This window comes from Thauera humireducens (genome assembly GCF_001051995.2).
GTDB lineage: Bacteria > Pseudomonadota > Gammaproteobacteria > Burkholderiales > Rhodocyclaceae > Thauera > Thauera humireducens.
On the sequence record NZ_CP014646.1, the window covers coordinates 1,327,278 to 1,342,847 of the forward strand.

The window sequence follows — 15,570 nt, forward strand, 5'->3', positions numbered from 1 at the left end:
GCAACGTCTCAGGACGACGACAGCAGGTTGTTGAGCGAATCGCTCAGGCGGTCGATGCGCTCGTTGCTTTCGCGCACGAGTTGCGTGATCTCGCTCGCCGAAACCGCCGACTGCTGCGCGAGCTTGCGGACCTCGTCGGCGACGACGGCGAAGCCGCGCCCGGCCTCGCCGGCACGCGCGGCCTCGATCGCCGCATTGAGCGCGAGCAGATTGGTCTTGTCGGTGATGTCGTTGATGCTGCCGATGATTTTCGCGATATGGCGGCTGGACTCCTGCACCAGGCGCATCTCACGATCGGTCACCTGCGCCGCTTCCAGCTTCGCCTGCTCGTCCACCCCGTAGCTGACGATGCGCTTGATTTTGCCGATCGAATCGGTGATGGGGCACAGGGCGCCGTCGAAGCGGACGGGCCGCTCGTCCTTGCCGCGGACATCGAACTCACCGGTGATCTGCTCGCCCTTCAGGAGCCGCGCGAATCGCTCCTCGCCCAGCACGTCGCGCAGGTTGCGCTTGCACGTCAGCAGTTCGGCAGCCGTCTGGAAGCCCAGGTGGCAGGCCATGTACTCGTTCGCCGACAGCATCTGGCCGCTGGTCTCCCACTCGGCCACGCCATTGCTGACACTGATCGCCGCAAAACGCTTTTCGGACTCGAGCGAGAGTTCCTTGGTGGCCGTGATGTTGGCCTGGATCGAGATGTACTGCTCCAGTACCCCATCCTCGTTCAGCACCGGGTTGATGGCGAGCGAGATCCAGTAGTGCTCGCCCGTTTTCCGGTAGTTGAGGATCTCGTCGTAGATCGGGCGGCGATGGTGCAAGGCGTCCCTGATCCGGTCGACGGTCTGGGGGTCGGTCGCCGGACCCTGCAGCAGCGGGCCGGGCTTTTTGCCCCGGACTTCGTCCAGGGTATAGCCGGTCAGCTTCTCGAAGCCGCGGTTCACGTACTGGATCAGACCGTCCTTGCCCGTGATCACGATGGAGTTGTCGGTCTCGTTCGCCACCAGCGACAGCAGCTTGAACTCCCTGTTGCGCAGGACCTGGGGCGTGATGTCGCTGGCGAACTTGACCACCCGGACGACCTCGCCCTCCGCATTCAGGATCGGGTTGTAGGTGGCATGGATCCAGACCGAGCGCCCGCCCTTGGCGACGCGCTCGAATTCCGCAGTCTGGAACTGGCCCGCACGCAGCTTCTGCCAGAACTCGGCGTACGCCCGCGATCCGCGCTCTTCCGGGCTGACGAAGATCTGGTGCTTCTGGCCCCGGATCTCCCCGATCGAGTAGCCCATCAGCGCGAGGAAATTGTCGTTCGCGTCGAGTATGGTCGAGTCGGGGCTGAACTCGATGACCGCCTGCGCGCGATTGATGGCTGCAAGCTGGGACTCGACGCGCGCCCGTGACAGGACCTGCGCAGTCACGTCCGTAGCGAACTTGATGACGCGAAGAACCTTGTTTCCGCGCACGATAGGGGTGTAGGTCGCCTGTATCCAGACCGCGGCGCCCGTCTTCGTGATGCGGCGAAACTCCCCCGTCTGCGGCCTCCCCGCGCGCAGCGCCTGCCAGAAGGCCTGATAATCGTTGCCCTTGGCGTCGCTCGGGTGCAGGAACATGCGATGCGAGCGGCCCCGGACTTCGTCCGGCGAATAGCCCAGGAGATCGAGGAACCTCTTGTTCGCACGGAGAATGGTGCCCTGCAGATCGAACTCGACGACGGCCTGGGTCTGCTCGATTGCGTCGATGACATCCAGCGCGCGCTTGCTGCGGAAGAGATTGAACATCTCGGTGTTCCTTGGGGGGGTGGTCAGCCGTACGGGACACTTGTAACGGCAGTACGGTTCCAAGCTTGAGGACCAAACGACAGCCAGCGAACCCGATGGAGAGCTGAACCGCTGACCCGCACAGACCTTGCATTCGACGCATCACTAGCGAAAAACTGCACAATCGTGCGCCGACAGGACGCGGCAGCCGACGCAGAAACGTGGAACACTAGCAACCGCTCACGCCTGAACACGCCATACCACTTTCCCGGAACCTGTATTGATGCCCAACGCGCAAGCCCTCTCCCCCTGCAGCCGCGACGCGCAGACGCCTGTCGGCGGCTGCAATCGTTGCCGCGGCCTCGCACCGCTCGACTTCGACTTCAGCATGGCCTTCCAGCCCATCGTCGATATCCGCAGCGACAAGGTCTGGGCGTGGGAAGCGCTGGTGCGTGGCCCGCAAGGCGAAGGCGCGGGCAGCATCCTGTCGCGCATCACCGAGGACAACCGCTACCAGTTCGATCAGCACTGCCGCATCCGCGCCATCGAACTGGCCCACGGGCTCGGCATTCCGGCACGACTGAGCATCAACTTCCTGCCCAACGCCGTCTATGAGCCACGCGCCTGCATCCGCGCGACCATCGAGGCCGCCAACCGCGTCGGCTTTCCGCTGGACCGGCTGCAGTTCGAGATCACCGAGGTCGAGGAAGTGCGCAGCGACGGCCATCTGCGCCGCATCGTCGAGGAATACCGCGCGATCGGCTTCGGCACCGCAATCGACGATTTCGGCGCGGGTTACGCCGGGCTGAACCTGCTGACGCACTTCCAGCCCGATGTGCTGAAGATCGACATGAACCTCGTGCGTAACATCGACCAGGATCGTACCCGCAGGCTGATCGTACGCAATCTGGTGCAACTGGCTGGCGAACTGCCCTGCACGCTGATCGCAGAGGGCATCGAGACGCTGGACGAGGCGCGCTGCCTGGCCGACCTGGGCATCACGCTGCACCAGGGCTACGCCTACGCGCGACCGGGCTTCGAGAGCCTGCCCCAGCCCGACACCGCGCTGCTGGAAAAGGTGAAGGCGGCCTGAGCGCCCGTCGCGCCCACCCGCCTTCGCACCCGCCCGCCTTCGCACCCGCCGGGCCGCCGAAGCGGCCCCATCGAATCCGTCCTCAGCCTTCCTTGCCGTCGACCCGCGCCCGCAGCAGGAAGGGCGTGTAGCGCCACAGGTAGAGCAGGAAGCCGAGCGACCACACGGTGGCGGCAGCGTGGATGCCGCCGACCGCCGCGGCCGGAATCGCCACCACCGTCAGCACCCGGATCAGCACCGCCAGTTGCACCAGCACGTAAGCCGCCGTCTCGATCGACCCGGCCACCAGCATCCGGCCGGTGTGGCCGAGCGCGGTGCGCGTGATCATGCCGATGATCAGCCCGCCGGTGGCGCCGATGGCCAGCGCGTGGATGCCCGCCGTGCGCGGCAGCACGCCGAGCTGGGCGAGGCCGATCAGTGCGAGGCCGATCGGAATCCAGATGTAGGACAGGTGCAGGATCCACAACAGCGACACGGAACGCGTCGCCCAGGGATTCCAGCCGCCCACCCGCACCGCCTGCAGCAGCGCGGCGATGATCGACACCGGCGCCGCCCAGGCGCCCGCGCCGGTTGCCCACAGCAGCAGCGCGACGCCGGTGGCGATGGCGGCGGCCCAGTCGACCCGCTTGTCGCGCCATTGCTTGATGCCGCGAATGCTGTTGGCGGTAAACATCGGGATGACGCGGCCACCGATGACGGTCTCCAGCACCACGATCAGGCCCAGCGCGAGATGCATCGCCATCAGCGGATCGGCGTCGATGACCTGCAGCACCGCGAGGTGGAACACCAGGTTCGCCAGCGCCAGCAGGCCGGGCAGCACGCCGACGAAGTAGTTGCGCTTGCTCTTGGCCTTGACCAGCACGCGCAGCAGCAGCACTGCCGCGACCGGCAGGAAGGCGATGTCGATCACCGCCACCCATGCGCCGCTACCGAAGGCCATCGCCAGCCGTCCGGCCAGCCATAGCCCGGCCAGCAGCGCCAGCGGCGCGCCCGAGGGCGTATCCAGCCCGGTCCAGTTGCGGCCGGCGGTGAACAGGAAGCCGATGATGACCGCGGCCGCGAAGCCGAAGATCATCTCGTGCGCGTGCCACCACATGCCGGGGATGGGCAGTTGCAGCCCGCCGGAGAAGGCGACCGCCCACACCGGGATGGCGATGACGGCGAGCGCCGCCGCCAGCAGGTAGAAGGGCCGGAAGGCCAGGGCCCACAGCGAGAAGGTATCGGGGGGGATGCGTTTGGTGGTCGGTTCTTCGAGGGGAATCAGTGCCATGTTGCGCGTTCTCTATTGGGGGTGTTGCGGGGACACTCCACCACGGGGTTCAGTGGCTGGTGCCTTCTTCGCGTGTGATCTTGTTCCACACGTTGTACTTGCCCACCGGCTTTCTCATCGGCAGGCGCTTGACCTCTTCCAGCGTCTGGGCGTCATAGACGATGACGGCGCCCTCATCCTCCCACAGGCTGGCCAGCGCGTAGCGGCCGTCGCGGGTGAATTCGACGTGGGCCAGCGTCTTGCCGGGCTCGCCTACGATCTCGCGCACCACCTCGAGCGTCTGCTTGTCGATGACCTGCAGGATGTGCTTGGCCTGCGGACTCATCATCGAATCGACGAAGGCGTAGCGGCTGTTGGCGTGGCTGCGCAGGAAGAAGCCGGGGCCGCGCGTCGGGATGCGCTTGATGACCTCCCAGGTCTTCATGTCGATGACCGTGACCTCGCCCGCCTTGAGGTTTGTGCTGGCCATCACGGTGCGCGGCTTGCCGCCGGCGTCTATCCACTCCCAGGTGATGCCCGACCCCAGATGCGGCATGCCGTCCAGCGGCAGGTTGGCGATCTTGCGCCGGATGTCGAGGTTCACCACCTGCCCCACGCCTTCGCGCGAGGCGCCCATCAGTTCGGCGTAGTCCTGGGTGAAGAAGAAGTCGTCGAGCACCTCGTCGAGGATCGTGCGGCGCGGGTTCAGGTAGCCGGGGATGAAGCTGCCCTCCTTCTGCGCATAATCGTGGATGAAGCCGGTGGGAATGTCCTCGACCGCCTTGGTGTAGCTGATCTCCCAAACCTCGGGCACATCCTTCAGCGCCGCAATGAAGGACTGGCGCGGCGTGGCGTCGTACACCGCCGACACGCGCGAGCTCTTCTTGCCGTCGCGGTCGGTCGCGGCGAGGGTCTTGACCAGGTTGAGGTCGCCGTCGAGCAGCACCAGGCTGTTGGGCAGGTAGTTGGCGACCGCGACATGCTTGCCATCGGGCGAAGCGGCGACGTTGCGGGTATTGATGCCCGCCCTCACCTCGGCCACCACCTTCAGGTTCCACAGGTCGAACTTGGTGATCCAGCCGTCGCGCGAGCCGAAGAACACATAGCGCCCATTGGCGGCGAACTTGGGCCCGCCGTGGAGCGCGAAACGCGACTGGAAGCGGTGGATGGGCTCGAGCTTGTCGCCGTCAAGCACACTGACGTGGTGGTCGCCGCCCTCGACGACGAGGAAGAGGTTCATCGGGTCGGCGTCGAATACCGGCGTGTCGGACAGTGTGGCCGGATCGACGTGCTGGATGCGCGAGGCGCGGATGTCGTCGTCGGTCCAGCGCGGCGGCGGCTCGACCGGGCTGTAGATCCAGTCGACCAGCGCGGCGATCTCGTCCTTGCCCAGTTGCGCGCCGAAGGCCGGCATCTGCGTGGCGGTGCGGCCTTCGGCCACCACTTTCAGCGCCTCGGGCTTGCGCAGGCGCGCGAGGTTGTCCGGCAGCAGCGCCGGACCCATGCCGCCGAGCCGGTCGGCCGCGTGGCAGCTGGCGCAGTGCTGGGCGTAGTTCGCGGCGACCTTCGCCACGCCGTCGTCCGCCGCTTGGGCGCGAGTGGCCGTCGCAGCGCCCGCCACGGCCAGGGCCAGGCCGGCGAACACGAAGGCATGGCGGATCATCTTCGCCGCCGCTTCCCCCTGGGACGAAAACGTCCCCTCGGGGCGCAGCGCAGCCGCAGCGCGGGGAGCACCGGTACCTTGTCTCATGCCGACACCTTGGCGATGCGCACCCAGGGGGTGGTGACGACGCGCTCGCCGCCTTCATAGTCGGCCGCGGTGACGCCGATCTCCTCGTCATCCAGATAGCATCCGGGGTCTTCCGCCCACGGATTGCCGGTAACCTGCGAGGCGCGTACGCGCGAACTGCCGTTGCAGATGTCCAGGTACTTGCACGCGCCGCAACGCCCTTCGAGCGTGCGCGGGTGCTGCTTGAGCCCGGCCAGCAGCGGGTTGTCGAGGTCGTTCCAGATGTCGCCGAAGGCACGCTTGCGCACGTCGCCCAGGGGTACGTGCCACCACATGGTGTCCGGGTGCACGATGCCCAGGTTGTCGATGTTGGCGACATTGACGCCGCTGGCGTTGCCGCCCCACTGGCGCAGCTTGGCCTCGATGTGCGCGGCACGCTCGGGGAAGCGGCGCTGCACCCACTGCAGCAGGAAGGGACCGTCGGCGTCGTTGTTGCCGGTGACGAAGTCCTTTTCGATGCCGCGCCGGTGCAGGTCGAGGCAGGTCTCGAACAGCAACTCCATGGCCTCGCGCGTGGTGCGGTGGCGCGCGTCGCCCGCGCGGTTCTTGTTGCCGCGCCCTGCATAGTTGAGGTGCGAGAAGTAGAACTTGTCGATGCCCTCGTCCTCCACCAGCTTCAGCAGCGCCGGCAGGTCGTGGGCATTGCCCTCGGTCATCGTGTAGCGCACGCCCACCTTGATGCCGCGCGCCAGGCACAGGCGGATGCCCTGCATCGAGGCATCGAAGGCGCCCTGCTTGCGGCGGAAGCGGTCATGCGTGGCGCCGATGCCGTCGAGGCTGACGCCGACGTAGTCGAAGCCGATCGCATCGATAGCATCGATGTTGGATTCGTCGATCAGCGTGCCGTTGGACGACAGCGCGACGTAGAAGCCCATCGCCTTGGCACGGCGGGCGATGTCGAAGAGGTCGGGCCGCAGCAGCGGCTCGCCGCCCGACAGGATCAGCACCGGAACCCGTGCCGCCTTCAGGTCGTCCATGACCTTGAACACCTCGTCGGTGTTCAGCTCGCCGGGGAAGTCCTTGTCGGCCGAGATTGAATAACAGTGCTCGCAGGTCAGGTTGCAACGCCGGATCAGGTTCCAGATGACGACGGGGCCCGGCGGGTTGCGGCGCGGGCCGGCAGGCGTGGGCTGGTCGAGTTCGCGGACGAAGTGGGCGATGCGGAACATGGGGGCTCTCCAGAGTGCAGCTCATTAGAGCCGAGCCGGAGGGCGGGAAAAATGACACGGGTCAAGGGACAGGGCGAAACGAACGGTATGGGGTTCCTGGCAACTCCTTGCGGCGCGGCTTCCTCGCGCCCTGGCGGACACCCGCATCCCGTGACCCGTGACCCGTATCACGGCGAACGGCGGGACTCCTGGTCTATGCTTCGCCCAACTTGCGCAACCTGCCTCACCGCACGCGGGACATGCTTGCCAGTCCATCTTTCAGGCCACATGATGGCGACATAGCGCCCCGTCACGCGGCGCCACATCGCGTTCCGTGGCCAGTGAATGCGTCGGAAGCGTGCATATGACACAACCGGATTATCGTTTTTTACATTTTTGTGCTTTTAAACGCTTTAATTCGGAGAGGTTGCCCTACCAATGCGAGCCAACGCCATGACGACTCCCAAATCTCACGACGACCGTTTCATCTCGATTCCGGAACTCTCCGACGAAACCTGGGAGTTGCTGATGGAAATCTGCGAGCTGACTCCGGGCCTCAGGGAGTCCGACATCGAGTCTTCGCCGGTGCGGCGTGCCGTCGAAGAACGTCCGAACGGCTACCTGCCGCACTGAGAGGGGCCTGCTCTCAATCGTTAGCGCAGCATCGTCTACCGGCCGCGGCGTGCGGCCGAGCGGGCCGAAGAGACAGGCCCGATCGATAGCCCAACCGCCGTCAACCGGCGATTCGAAGTCCCGTTTTCTTGAGAATGCCGGCGGAGAACAGAACGTCCCGCCCCTTGCAGGCTCCGCGAAACTCGCGTTCGAGCAGCAGCGCAATCTCCTCTACCCGCACCAGCGCAGCCTCCCTCGACGCTGCATGCACCATCGCGAACAGGTTGTACGGCCAGTCCGGCAAGTGTCGCGGCCGGCGGTAGCAGTGGGTGACGAAGTCCAGCGCCCCTACCCGTTCGCCGACAGCATCGATCATGGCGTCGTCGATGTTCCACACGCTCATGCCGTTGGCGGTGTACCCGATCGCGTAGTGGTTGGGCACGGCGCCGATTCGGCGGATGCGTCCGCTCTCCAGCATCTGCGCCAGCCGCTCACGCACCGCCTGCTCGCTGCAGCCCAACTGCTCGGCAACGGCGGCATACGGCCGGGGTACCAGCGGCAAGCCGTCCTGGGTGGCCAGCACGATGCGCCGGTCGAGTTCGTCGAGTCCGATGGGGTCCGGTGCAGGGCTTGTCATCATGCCTCCAGTTTCATCTCGACGAAGTACTCTCTTTCCTTGGGAAAGAGATGGACCGGCAGCCCGGTCGCCGCCTCGATGCGCCGTGACACCTCGGCGATGCCTTCCGGACGTTCGGTCGCAAGCACGAACCACATGTTGAGACCGTGTTCGCGGCGGTAGTTGTGCGCCACCTCGGGGAAGGCGTTCACCGCCTCCACCACCGCCCCCCACACGGCCTCGGGCACAGCCATGGCCGCAAGGCAGAAGGCGCCGCCCATGCGTTCGATCTGGAACATCGGGCCGAAGCGCGTCAGCACCCGGTCGCGCAGCATGGCCTGCACCCGCGCGATCACTTCGGCTTCGTCGAGGCCGACTGCAGCCGCGACATCGGCGAAAGGCGTTCCGGTCAGCGGGAAATCGCCCTGCAGCGCGTTGATCAGCTTGCGGTCGATCGCATCGGGCTCGCGCGTGGCGGCAACGCCGCGACGGCTGGCCGCGGGTGCCGCAACGCCCGGCATGGATGGCTCAGACATGGGCGCCCTCCTTTGCCGACAGATAGCGCGCGCCGGTCTGCTTGAAGCGCCGGCAGCTGAACAGCACGTCATGTGGCGCGGCGTCCAGCCCTAGACGGGCCGCGATCTCGCCGCGCGCCGCCAGGACGTCGTCGCGTGCGCTGCCGTGGATCATGCAGAACAGGTTGTAAGGCCAGTCGGGCAGCACCCGGCGCCGGCGGTAGCACAACGTCACCGCGGGCTCGCGCGCCAGCAGGCGGCCCAGTTCGCTGACCCGGTCATCCGGGATGTCCCACACGCACATCGCGTTGGCCTCCAGCCCCAGTTCGTGGTGGCGGACCACCACGCCGAGGCGCCGGATCAGCCCTTCGTCCTGCCAGCGCTGGAGCAGCTCGATCGCCATGGCCTCGGTCAGGCCCGCCTGCTCACCCAGCGCCGAATACGGACGCGGCACAAGCGGCAGGCCCGCCTGCAGCACGGTGATCAGATCGCGTTCGAGCACGGGCAGCGCACAGGCCGCGCCTTGCGCCGTGGCGGTGGGACGCGGCTCGACGCTGCGGTGGCAGGCTGCGCGCCGTCCGCCCTGATCCGTGCCGAGATCGAAGCCGAGATCGATGTGGAACTCCTCTTCGAGCGGCAGCACGATCACCGCGCAGCCGGTGTCGCGCTCGATGCCGGCGACGACGTCCTGCAGATGGCTTTCGGACGCCGCCGTCACCACGAACCACAGGTTGAAGCGGTGCTCGCGCTGGTAGTTGTGGTTGATCGCGGGTTCGCCGCTGACACGGGCTGCGATCTCCTCGAGCCGCTCCGGCGGCGCCGCCAGGGCGGCGAGCGCGCTCGCCCCCAGCCTGCGCGGGGCGAACACGGCACCGACCCGGCTCACCAGACCCTCGTCGATCAGGCGGCGGTAGGCCGTGATCACCTGCGCTTCGTCCAGCCCGACGGCCTCGCCGACGCGGGCGAATGGCTGCGGATCGAGCGGAAACCCGCGTTGCCATTCGTTGAGCAGGCGGAAATCGGTCGCATCGACCGCGCTCGGCAGCGTGACGGTGCGCGGCATCAGAACCCCGTGCGCGCGGCGCGCGTGGTGAAGAAGATGCCGCTCGGGCTGGCCGACTCGAAGCCGCCAACCTGCTGCTTGGTCGCGGTATCGTAGATGACGACCTTGTTGTCGTCTCGCGCCGACATCCAGACCTCGTATCCCTTGGACAGGAACTCCATGTGCAGGATGCCGCGGCCCGGCTGCAGCGTGTGCGTGACCTTGCCGCTGACCGTGTCGATGACCTGTACCCAGCCATTGTCCGGGAAGGCGAAGTTCACCCAGATCTCGCGTCCGTCGGGCCTCGCCATGGCGAACACCGGCTGGCTCCTGACCGGGATGCGACCCACCTCCTGCCAGGTGTCGGTATCGACGACCAGCACCTCGTGGCGCCCGATGGCGGGCAGGTAGGCACGGCCGCCAGCCACCGACCAGCCGCGCAGGTGCGGCATCTTGTACACCGGCAGCGGCTCCTGGCCCTTGCCGTAGCCCGACAGGATCTTGCGGCTGCCCTGCTCCGGGTTCCACAGGTCGAGCCGGGCCAGCCCATCCTCACCGAACAGGCCGGCGATGTAGTGGCGGCCATCGGGCGTCACCAGCGCGTCGTAGGGCTGGTTGCCGCCGGCGAAGCGCTGGGTCTGCGGGTTCGTCGGGTCGGAGAAGTCGGTGATCCAGATCTCACCCGCTTCGAACAGCGAATAGATGAAGCGCCTGCCCGACAGGTCGGCCAGGCCGACCACCTTAGAGCGGCGGCCATCCTCGGTGATCGCCGGCACCTCGGCGAGCAGTTCCAGCGTGTTGGCATCGAAGGCCTTCACGCCGCCCGGCGCGTAGTTCTGCGCGACGACGATGCGGCCGTCGTGCGAGATCGAGCCACCGATGGAATTACCCGCCTGCAGCACGCGGCCGACGATCTTCGCCTCAAGCAGGTCCACCTTCGTCAGCCCGCCGTCACGGCCGAACACGAAGGCGTAGCGCGCATCGCGCGAAAACACCACCGAGGCGTGCGACAGGTCGCCCAGACCGTCGACGGTGGCGAGCACCGACCTTCCGCTCGTCTCGATGACCTTTACGCGCCCATCGGCGCGCTCGATGACGACGCCGAGGTCACCCGTCCCGCGGACGTGCGCCACCGGGCCGAAACTGGAGCAGGCGGAGAGCAGCCATACGATGGCCGGCAGGATCACCGCCCAAAGGGCGGGCGGCGCCAGACGCACCTTGGTTTGCGAAGACATGGAAACTCCAGCTCGATGAGGAAAATCGGACGGCACAGGCTCGCAGCCCGGCGCGAATGATCAGCGTGAAGCCGGCAAGCCGGTGTCCGGCGGGAAGCCGCGCATCAACTGGTCCACGATCCACTCGGCTTCGGGCTCGCTGACGATGCCGCGGAAGGGGGGCATCGGCGTGCCGGGCCGGCCGCTCACGACGGTCGCGACGAGGCCCTCGAAAGGCTTGTCGACCAGGGCGTCGGGCGTGAGTGCGGGACCCAGACCGCCGGCCAGGGTCAGGCCGTGACAGGAACCGCAGTCCTGGCGGACGATATGGATCAGCTCACGGGCGCGCTGCGCTTCGGGTGCGACAGGCTTCGCCTCGGAGGCAGAAGCGAATGCGGCAACCAGCGCTGCGCCGAGAAAGACGGCGACGTGGGCTAGCAGGGGTGGGATCTTCATCGCACAATCCGTTGGCAGGTCAGTGCGTGACAGGATGGCAACAAGGGTCGGGCGATACCTTGACTCGCATCAACCCTGACGGGGCCGCGGTCTTGGTGCCCGCCCCGCCCCCGGTTCAGGGTTCCACGATGATGACGCCCCGCATCTCCGGGTGCGGACCGCAGCGATACTCGACACGGCCGGGCTGGTCGAACGTGCGTGACCAGCGCTCACCGGGAAAGAAGCGCTCGGACTCTTCACCTGTGGCATTGAAGAAGACCGAGTGACTGACGCGCTTCTCGCCATTGATCCAGGTCACGGTGTCGCCCGCCTTGATCGTCAGTTCGGCCGGCGTATAGGTGTATTGGACGATCTGGATCTCATGCTCGGCAGCCTGCACGCCGCCTGCGAACAGCGACGTGACGAACAGGCCGGCGCACAGGCCGCGTGTGATGCGCTTCGTGTTCATGATCCTCTCCCGTAGCCGCCTCCGGCTTCCGGTTCGCGCAAGCTGCGCCCGGCACGCCGACGCGGCGTGATTGCCGCACAAGGCATGACGGGAACCCGCGCCCCCGCGTGGGTCCCCGTCATCGGTCAGGTGCGCGACCGCAAGGCCGCGCAAGCACTTCAAGGTCCCTGCAACCTTACTGCTTCGCCGCCGTGATGTCGGCCTGGGCGTCGATGCCCAGCTTGTAGCCCAGCGAAACATGGTGGAATCGGCCCGCTGCGCTGTCGTCGTGGATGGCGAAGCCGAAGTTGTAGGTCTTGCCCGCTTCCAGCGCCACGTCACCCTGCCCGCCGGCCAGCTTGCGGGTGAACACCACCGTCCAGTTGTCGCCGTCCTGCTTGCCTTCGGCGCTGACCAGCGCGGTGCCGCCTTCCATCACGCGCGACTCGGCCACGTGGCCATCGAAGCCCTTCTTCTCGCCGCTGCGCCACTGATACAGGTCGTAGAACTTGCCTTCGGCCAGCGACGCGCCCTTGACGTACTTGGTCTTGGTGTCGGCTGCGCCCGGCATGGTGCGCGAATCCTGGTGGCAGGTCGCCCAGCAGCCGGCCTGGTCGGCGAGCTCGACCTTGCCGCCGGACTCGAGCATGAAGGCGATCTTGACCGGGTTCTTGTCGTCCATCTTGGCGGCGCCCGAGGCCGCGGGCTGCTTCCACGAGAAGCGCAGGTAGAGGTTGGCACCGTCGTGCGCAGCCTGCACCTTCACCGGAATGAAGGCCGCCTTGCCGGCGATCGGACTGGGTTCGATCTTCTGGCCGCTGGCCATCTTCTTGCCCATGTCCGCTGCCTCTTCGTGGTGGCAGTCGGCACAGGTCTCGCCCTTCTTCAGCGCGCGGGCGCCGCCGTGCTCGGTGCCCTTCTGGATCCACTCCAGCGGCGACACGCCCGGGTAGAACAAGGTGATGTCCTTGGCCGCAACCTTGCTCCAGTCGGCCGGCGCGGCCGCCAGGGCCGAACCGGCAGCGAAGGCGAGAACGGTACCGAGGGCACCTGCAATCATTGTTTTCTTCATGGTCGATTCCTCACTGTGGATGGGTCGAGCACGCGTCGCGCCACGGCGCGTCACATCTCGTCTTCCTCGGTCATGCCCTGGGGCTTGTGATGCGCGATGCCCTTGTGGCAGTCGATGCAGGTCATCTTGTCCTCGATGGCCATCTCGTGCTGCTTGCGTGCGCGCTGCTTCTGCATCTCGGGCTTCATGCTCTCGAAGCTGTGGCAGTTGCGGCATTCACGCGAATCGGCCGCCTTCATGCGCGCCCATTCGCTGCGTGCGAGCGTCAGGCGCTTGGCCTCGAACTTCTCCGGCGTATCGATGGAGCCGGTCAGCTTGCCCCACACCTCGCGCGAGGCCTGGACCTTGCGGATCATCTTGTGCGTCCAGTCCTTGGGCACGTGGCAGTCGGGACAGGTGGCGCGCACACCGGTGCGGTTGTTGTAGTGGATGGTTTCCTTGTACTCCTTGTAAACATTGACCTCCATCTCGTGGCACGAGATGCAGAACGTCTCGGTGTTGGTGGCCTCCAGCACGGTGTTGAAACCGCCCCAGAAAAGCACGCCAAGCAGGATGCCGACAGACAAAAGGCCACCCAGCGAATACTTCGTGGAAGGCCGGCGCAGGCGGGCCATGAGGCCGCCGGAATCTTGTTGTTTGGAGCTGTCTCGATCTGTCATGGGAGTCCCCTCGTGCCCCCGCGCCGAGGCGCGGGGGTCCGGGTCAATGATCGGCTAGGCGATCAATAGACGTCGTGCATCGTGTTGTAGACGTTGAACTTGCCGGTCGGGGTCACGATCGACGGATCGGTGATGACCTTCTTCAGCTTCAGCGTCTTGTCGTCGTAGATCACGATGGCCGACTGGTCCGTCTTGCCGCCCCACAGCGAGATCCACACTTCGTCGCCCGCCTCGTTGTACTCGGGCTGGACGGCACGACGGATCGCCTTGCTTTCCGGCAGACCGGAATCCTTGGCGACGTCGATGCGCACCGGCTCCTTCGACAGGTCGGCCTTGTCGAACACGAACACCGACTCGGCGATCTCACGCTCGGGGTTCATCGGCGCATCAGCCCAGAAGTTCTTGGACTTCGGATGCGTCTTGACGAACAGGTTGCCCGCGCCCGGCATCTTCAGTTCCTGGACGACCTTCCAGTTGTGCTCCTTGTACTTGGAGAACTTGGCGTCGTCGGACGGGGTGGAGATCAGGGACACGACGGCATCGCCGAGGTGGCCGGTCGACCACACGGGACCGAACTGCGGATGGACGAAGTTGGCGCCGCGACCCGGGTGCGGGATCTTGGCGGTGTCGACCAGGGCGGCCAGCTTGCCGGTCTTGGTATCGACTGCGGCAACCTTGTTCGACGCGTTGGCCGCGACCATGAAGTAGCGCCCCGAGGCATCCCAGCCGCCGTCATGCAGGAACTTGGCGGACTCGATGGTGGTGGTCTTCAGGTTCTTGATGTCGCTGTAGTCCACCAGCAGGATCATGCCGGTTTCCTTGACGTTGACCACCCACTCCGGCTTGGTCAGCGAGGCCACGATGGAGGCTACGCGCGGCTCCGGGTGATACTCGCCGTCGACGGTCTGGCCACGGGTCGAGACGACCTTGATCGGCTCAAGCGTCTCGCCGTCCATGATCGAGTACTGGGGCGGCCAGTAGGTGCCACCGATCAGGTACTTGTCTTCGAAGCCCTTGAACTTGGAGGTATCGACCGAACGGGCATCCGAACCCAGGCGCACGGTGGCGACGGTGGTCGGCTCCTCGTAGTACATGTCGATGATGGTGGTCAGGCCATCGCGACCGACGGTGTAGACGTAGCGACCCGAGGCCGACAGGCGCGAGATGTGCACCGCGTAGCCGGTGTCGAGGACCTTCCAGATCTTGTGGGTGTCGCCATCGACCAGGGCCAGCTTGCCCGCGTCGCGCAGCGTGATCGCGAACACGTTCTTCAGGTTGACCTTGTTCATCTGCTTGGTCGGACGCTGGTCGACCGGAACGAGCAGCTTCCAGCTGTCCTTCATGTCCTTGAGCGAGAACTCGGGCGGGATCGGCGGCTCATTCTGGATGTAGCGCGCCATCAGGTTGATCTCTTCCTTGGTCAGGATGTCGTCGTAGTTGACCATGCCGCCTTCGGTGCCGTAGGCGATGATCTTCTCGAGACGATCGGTACCCAGCTTGAGGGTGCCGCCTTCCATCTTGGTGCCGTCGGCCAGCGTCTTCTCCCAGTGCGGCTCGAGGTTCTTGCCGGTGGCGCCCTTGCGCAGCACGCCGTGGCAGCCGGCACAGCGTTCGAAGTAGATCTGTTTCGCCTTGGCCATCTCGTCGGGCGTCAACTGCGGCGCGGTCTGCGCCCAGGCACTGCCAAGCGCCATCGGCAGAATTGCCAGCGCCAGGGTTTTGCCGATCCAACTCTTGTTTTGCATTTCCCTCTCCTTAAGCATCACGGGACGTGGAACAACACAGCGGCGCCAGTATTCGTTTGCAAGGGGCTTGCAATCCTTGATTTGAGTTAATTTTCCCCACGGCTTGTGGGGATACAGTTCCGTCACCCGATCAGCACCCCCAAATTGCTGATTGAATAAGGAAAAGACGATATTCGGGAAGC

15 protein-coding genes are annotated in these 15,570 nt (G+C 65.9%); 2 read left to right on the forward strand and 13 right to left on the reverse strand.

Annotated elements, in window-relative coordinates:
* Positions 1 to 8: 8 nt before the first annotated feature.
* Complete coding sequence (locus AC731_RS20360) at positions 9 to 1,772, reverse strand: methyl-accepting chemotaxis protein (protein ID WP_048704139.1); 1,764 nt, start codon at positions 1,770 to 1,772, stop codon at positions 9 to 11.
* A gap of 262 nt (positions 1,773 to 2,034) precedes the next feature.
* On the opposite strand from AC731_RS20360, the gene AC731_RS06290 reads away from it, so the two are divergent.
* A complete protein-coding gene (locus AC731_RS06290) occupies positions 2,035 to 2,844 on the forward strand; it encodes an EAL domain-containing protein (RefSeq protein ID WP_004255860.1) in 810 nt (269 codons plus the stop codon).
* Positions 2,845 to 2,926: 82 nt separating this feature from the next.
* Here AC731_RS06290 and AC731_RS06295 read toward each other — a convergent pair whose 3' ends face one another.
* The 3 genes from AC731_RS06295 to nirJ all read right to left on the reverse strand — a co-directional run bounded on the left by AC731_RS06295 (position 2,927) and on the right by nirJ (position 7,051).
* A complete protein-coding gene (locus AC731_RS06295; RefSeq protein WP_048704141.1) occupies positions 2,927 to 4,114 on the reverse strand; it encodes an NnrS family protein in 1,188 nt (395 codons plus the stop codon).
* Between the two features lie 49 nt (positions 4,115 to 4,163).
* Positions 4,164 to 5,756: a nitrite reductase gene (locus AC731_RS06300; protein WP_082794263.1), complete on the reverse strand. Its 1,593-nt coding sequence runs from the start codon at positions 5,754 to 5,756 to the stop codon at positions 4,164 to 4,166.
* An 83-nt stretch (positions 5,757 to 5,839) separates the two neighbouring features.
* A complete protein-coding gene (nirJ, locus tag AC731_RS06305) occupies positions 5,840 to 7,051 on the reverse strand; it encodes a heme d1 biosynthesis radical SAM protein NirJ (protein WP_048704144.1) in 1,212 nt (403 codons plus the stop codon).
* A gap of 432 nt (positions 7,052 to 7,483) precedes the next feature.
* Between nirJ and AC731_RS06310 the strand changes: the two genes are divergently transcribed.
* A complete protein-coding gene (locus tag AC731_RS06310; protein WP_156480659.1) occupies positions 7,484 to 7,663 on the forward strand; it encodes a hypothetical protein in 180 nt (59 codons plus the stop codon).
* A 100-nt stretch (positions 7,664 to 7,763) separates the two neighbouring features.
* Here the strand turns inward: AC731_RS06310 and ahbB (AC731_RS06315) are convergent, their stop codons facing one another.
* The 9 genes from ahbB (AC731_RS06315) to AC731_RS06355 all read right to left on the reverse strand — a co-directional run bounded on the left by ahbB (AC731_RS06315) (position 7,764) and on the right by AC731_RS06355 (position 15,388).
* Positions 7,764 to 8,282, reverse strand: coding sequence for a siroheme decarboxylase subunit beta (ahbB, locus tag AC731_RS06315; protein ID WP_048704150.1), 519 nt, complete (start codon positions 8,280 to 8,282; stop codon positions 7,764 to 7,766).
* On the reverse strand, positions 8,279 to 8,794 hold the full coding sequence (locus tag AC731_RS06320) for an Lrp/AsnC family transcriptional regulator (protein ID WP_038011133.1): 516 nt from the start codon (positions 8,792 to 8,794) through the stop codon (positions 8,279 to 8,281). The genes ahbB (AC731_RS06315) and AC731_RS06320 overlap by 4 nt, the downstream gene beginning before the upstream one ends.
* Positions 8,787 to 9,836: a siroheme decarboxylase subunit beta gene (ahbB, locus tag AC731_RS06325; protein WP_048704152.1), complete on the reverse strand. Its 1,050-nt coding sequence runs from the start codon at positions 9,834 to 9,836 to the stop codon at positions 8,787 to 8,789. The genes AC731_RS06320 and ahbB (AC731_RS06325) overlap by 8 nt, the downstream gene beginning before the upstream one ends.
* Positions 9,836 to 11,050 carry a cytochrome D1 domain-containing protein gene (locus AC731_RS06330; protein WP_048704155.1) on the reverse strand — a complete coding sequence of 405 codons (1,215 nt, stop codon included), beginning with the start codon at positions 11,048 to 11,050 and terminating at the stop codon, positions 9,836 to 9,838. Before AC731_RS06330 ends, ahbB (AC731_RS06325) begins: the two co-directional genes overlap by 1 nt.
* 60 nt (positions 11,051 to 11,110) lie before the next feature.
* A complete protein-coding gene (locus AC731_RS06335; RefSeq protein WP_004255880.1) occupies positions 11,111 to 11,485 on the reverse strand; it encodes a c-type cytochrome in 375 nt (124 codons plus the stop codon).
* 115 nt (positions 11,486 to 11,600) lie between these two features.
* Positions 11,601 to 11,933, reverse strand: coding sequence for a cupredoxin domain-containing protein (locus tag AC731_RS06340; RefSeq protein WP_004255882.1), 333 nt, complete (start codon positions 11,931 to 11,933; stop codon positions 11,601 to 11,603).
* Positions 11,934 to 12,108: 175 nt separating this feature from the next.
* The gene (locus AC731_RS06345; protein ID WP_048704158.1) at positions 12,109 to 12,984 is read right to left on the reverse strand and encodes an ethylbenzene dehydrogenase-related protein; all 876 of its coding nucleotides are present in this window, start codon (positions 12,982 to 12,984) and stop codon (positions 12,109 to 12,111) included.
* 50 nt (positions 12,985 to 13,034) lie between these two features.
* On the reverse strand, positions 13,035 to 13,598 hold the full coding sequence (locus tag AC731_RS06350; RefSeq protein ID WP_004255888.1) for a NapC/NirT family cytochrome c: 564 nt from the start codon (positions 13,596 to 13,598) through the stop codon (positions 13,035 to 13,037).
* Between the two features lie 107 nt (positions 13,599 to 13,705).
* Positions 13,706 to 15,388, reverse strand: a complete 1,683-nt coding sequence (locus tag AC731_RS06355) for a nitrite reductase (protein ID WP_004255893.1) — start codon at positions 15,386 to 15,388, stop codon at positions 13,706 to 13,708.
* Between the last annotated feature and the right edge of the window lie 182 nt (positions 15,389 to 15,570).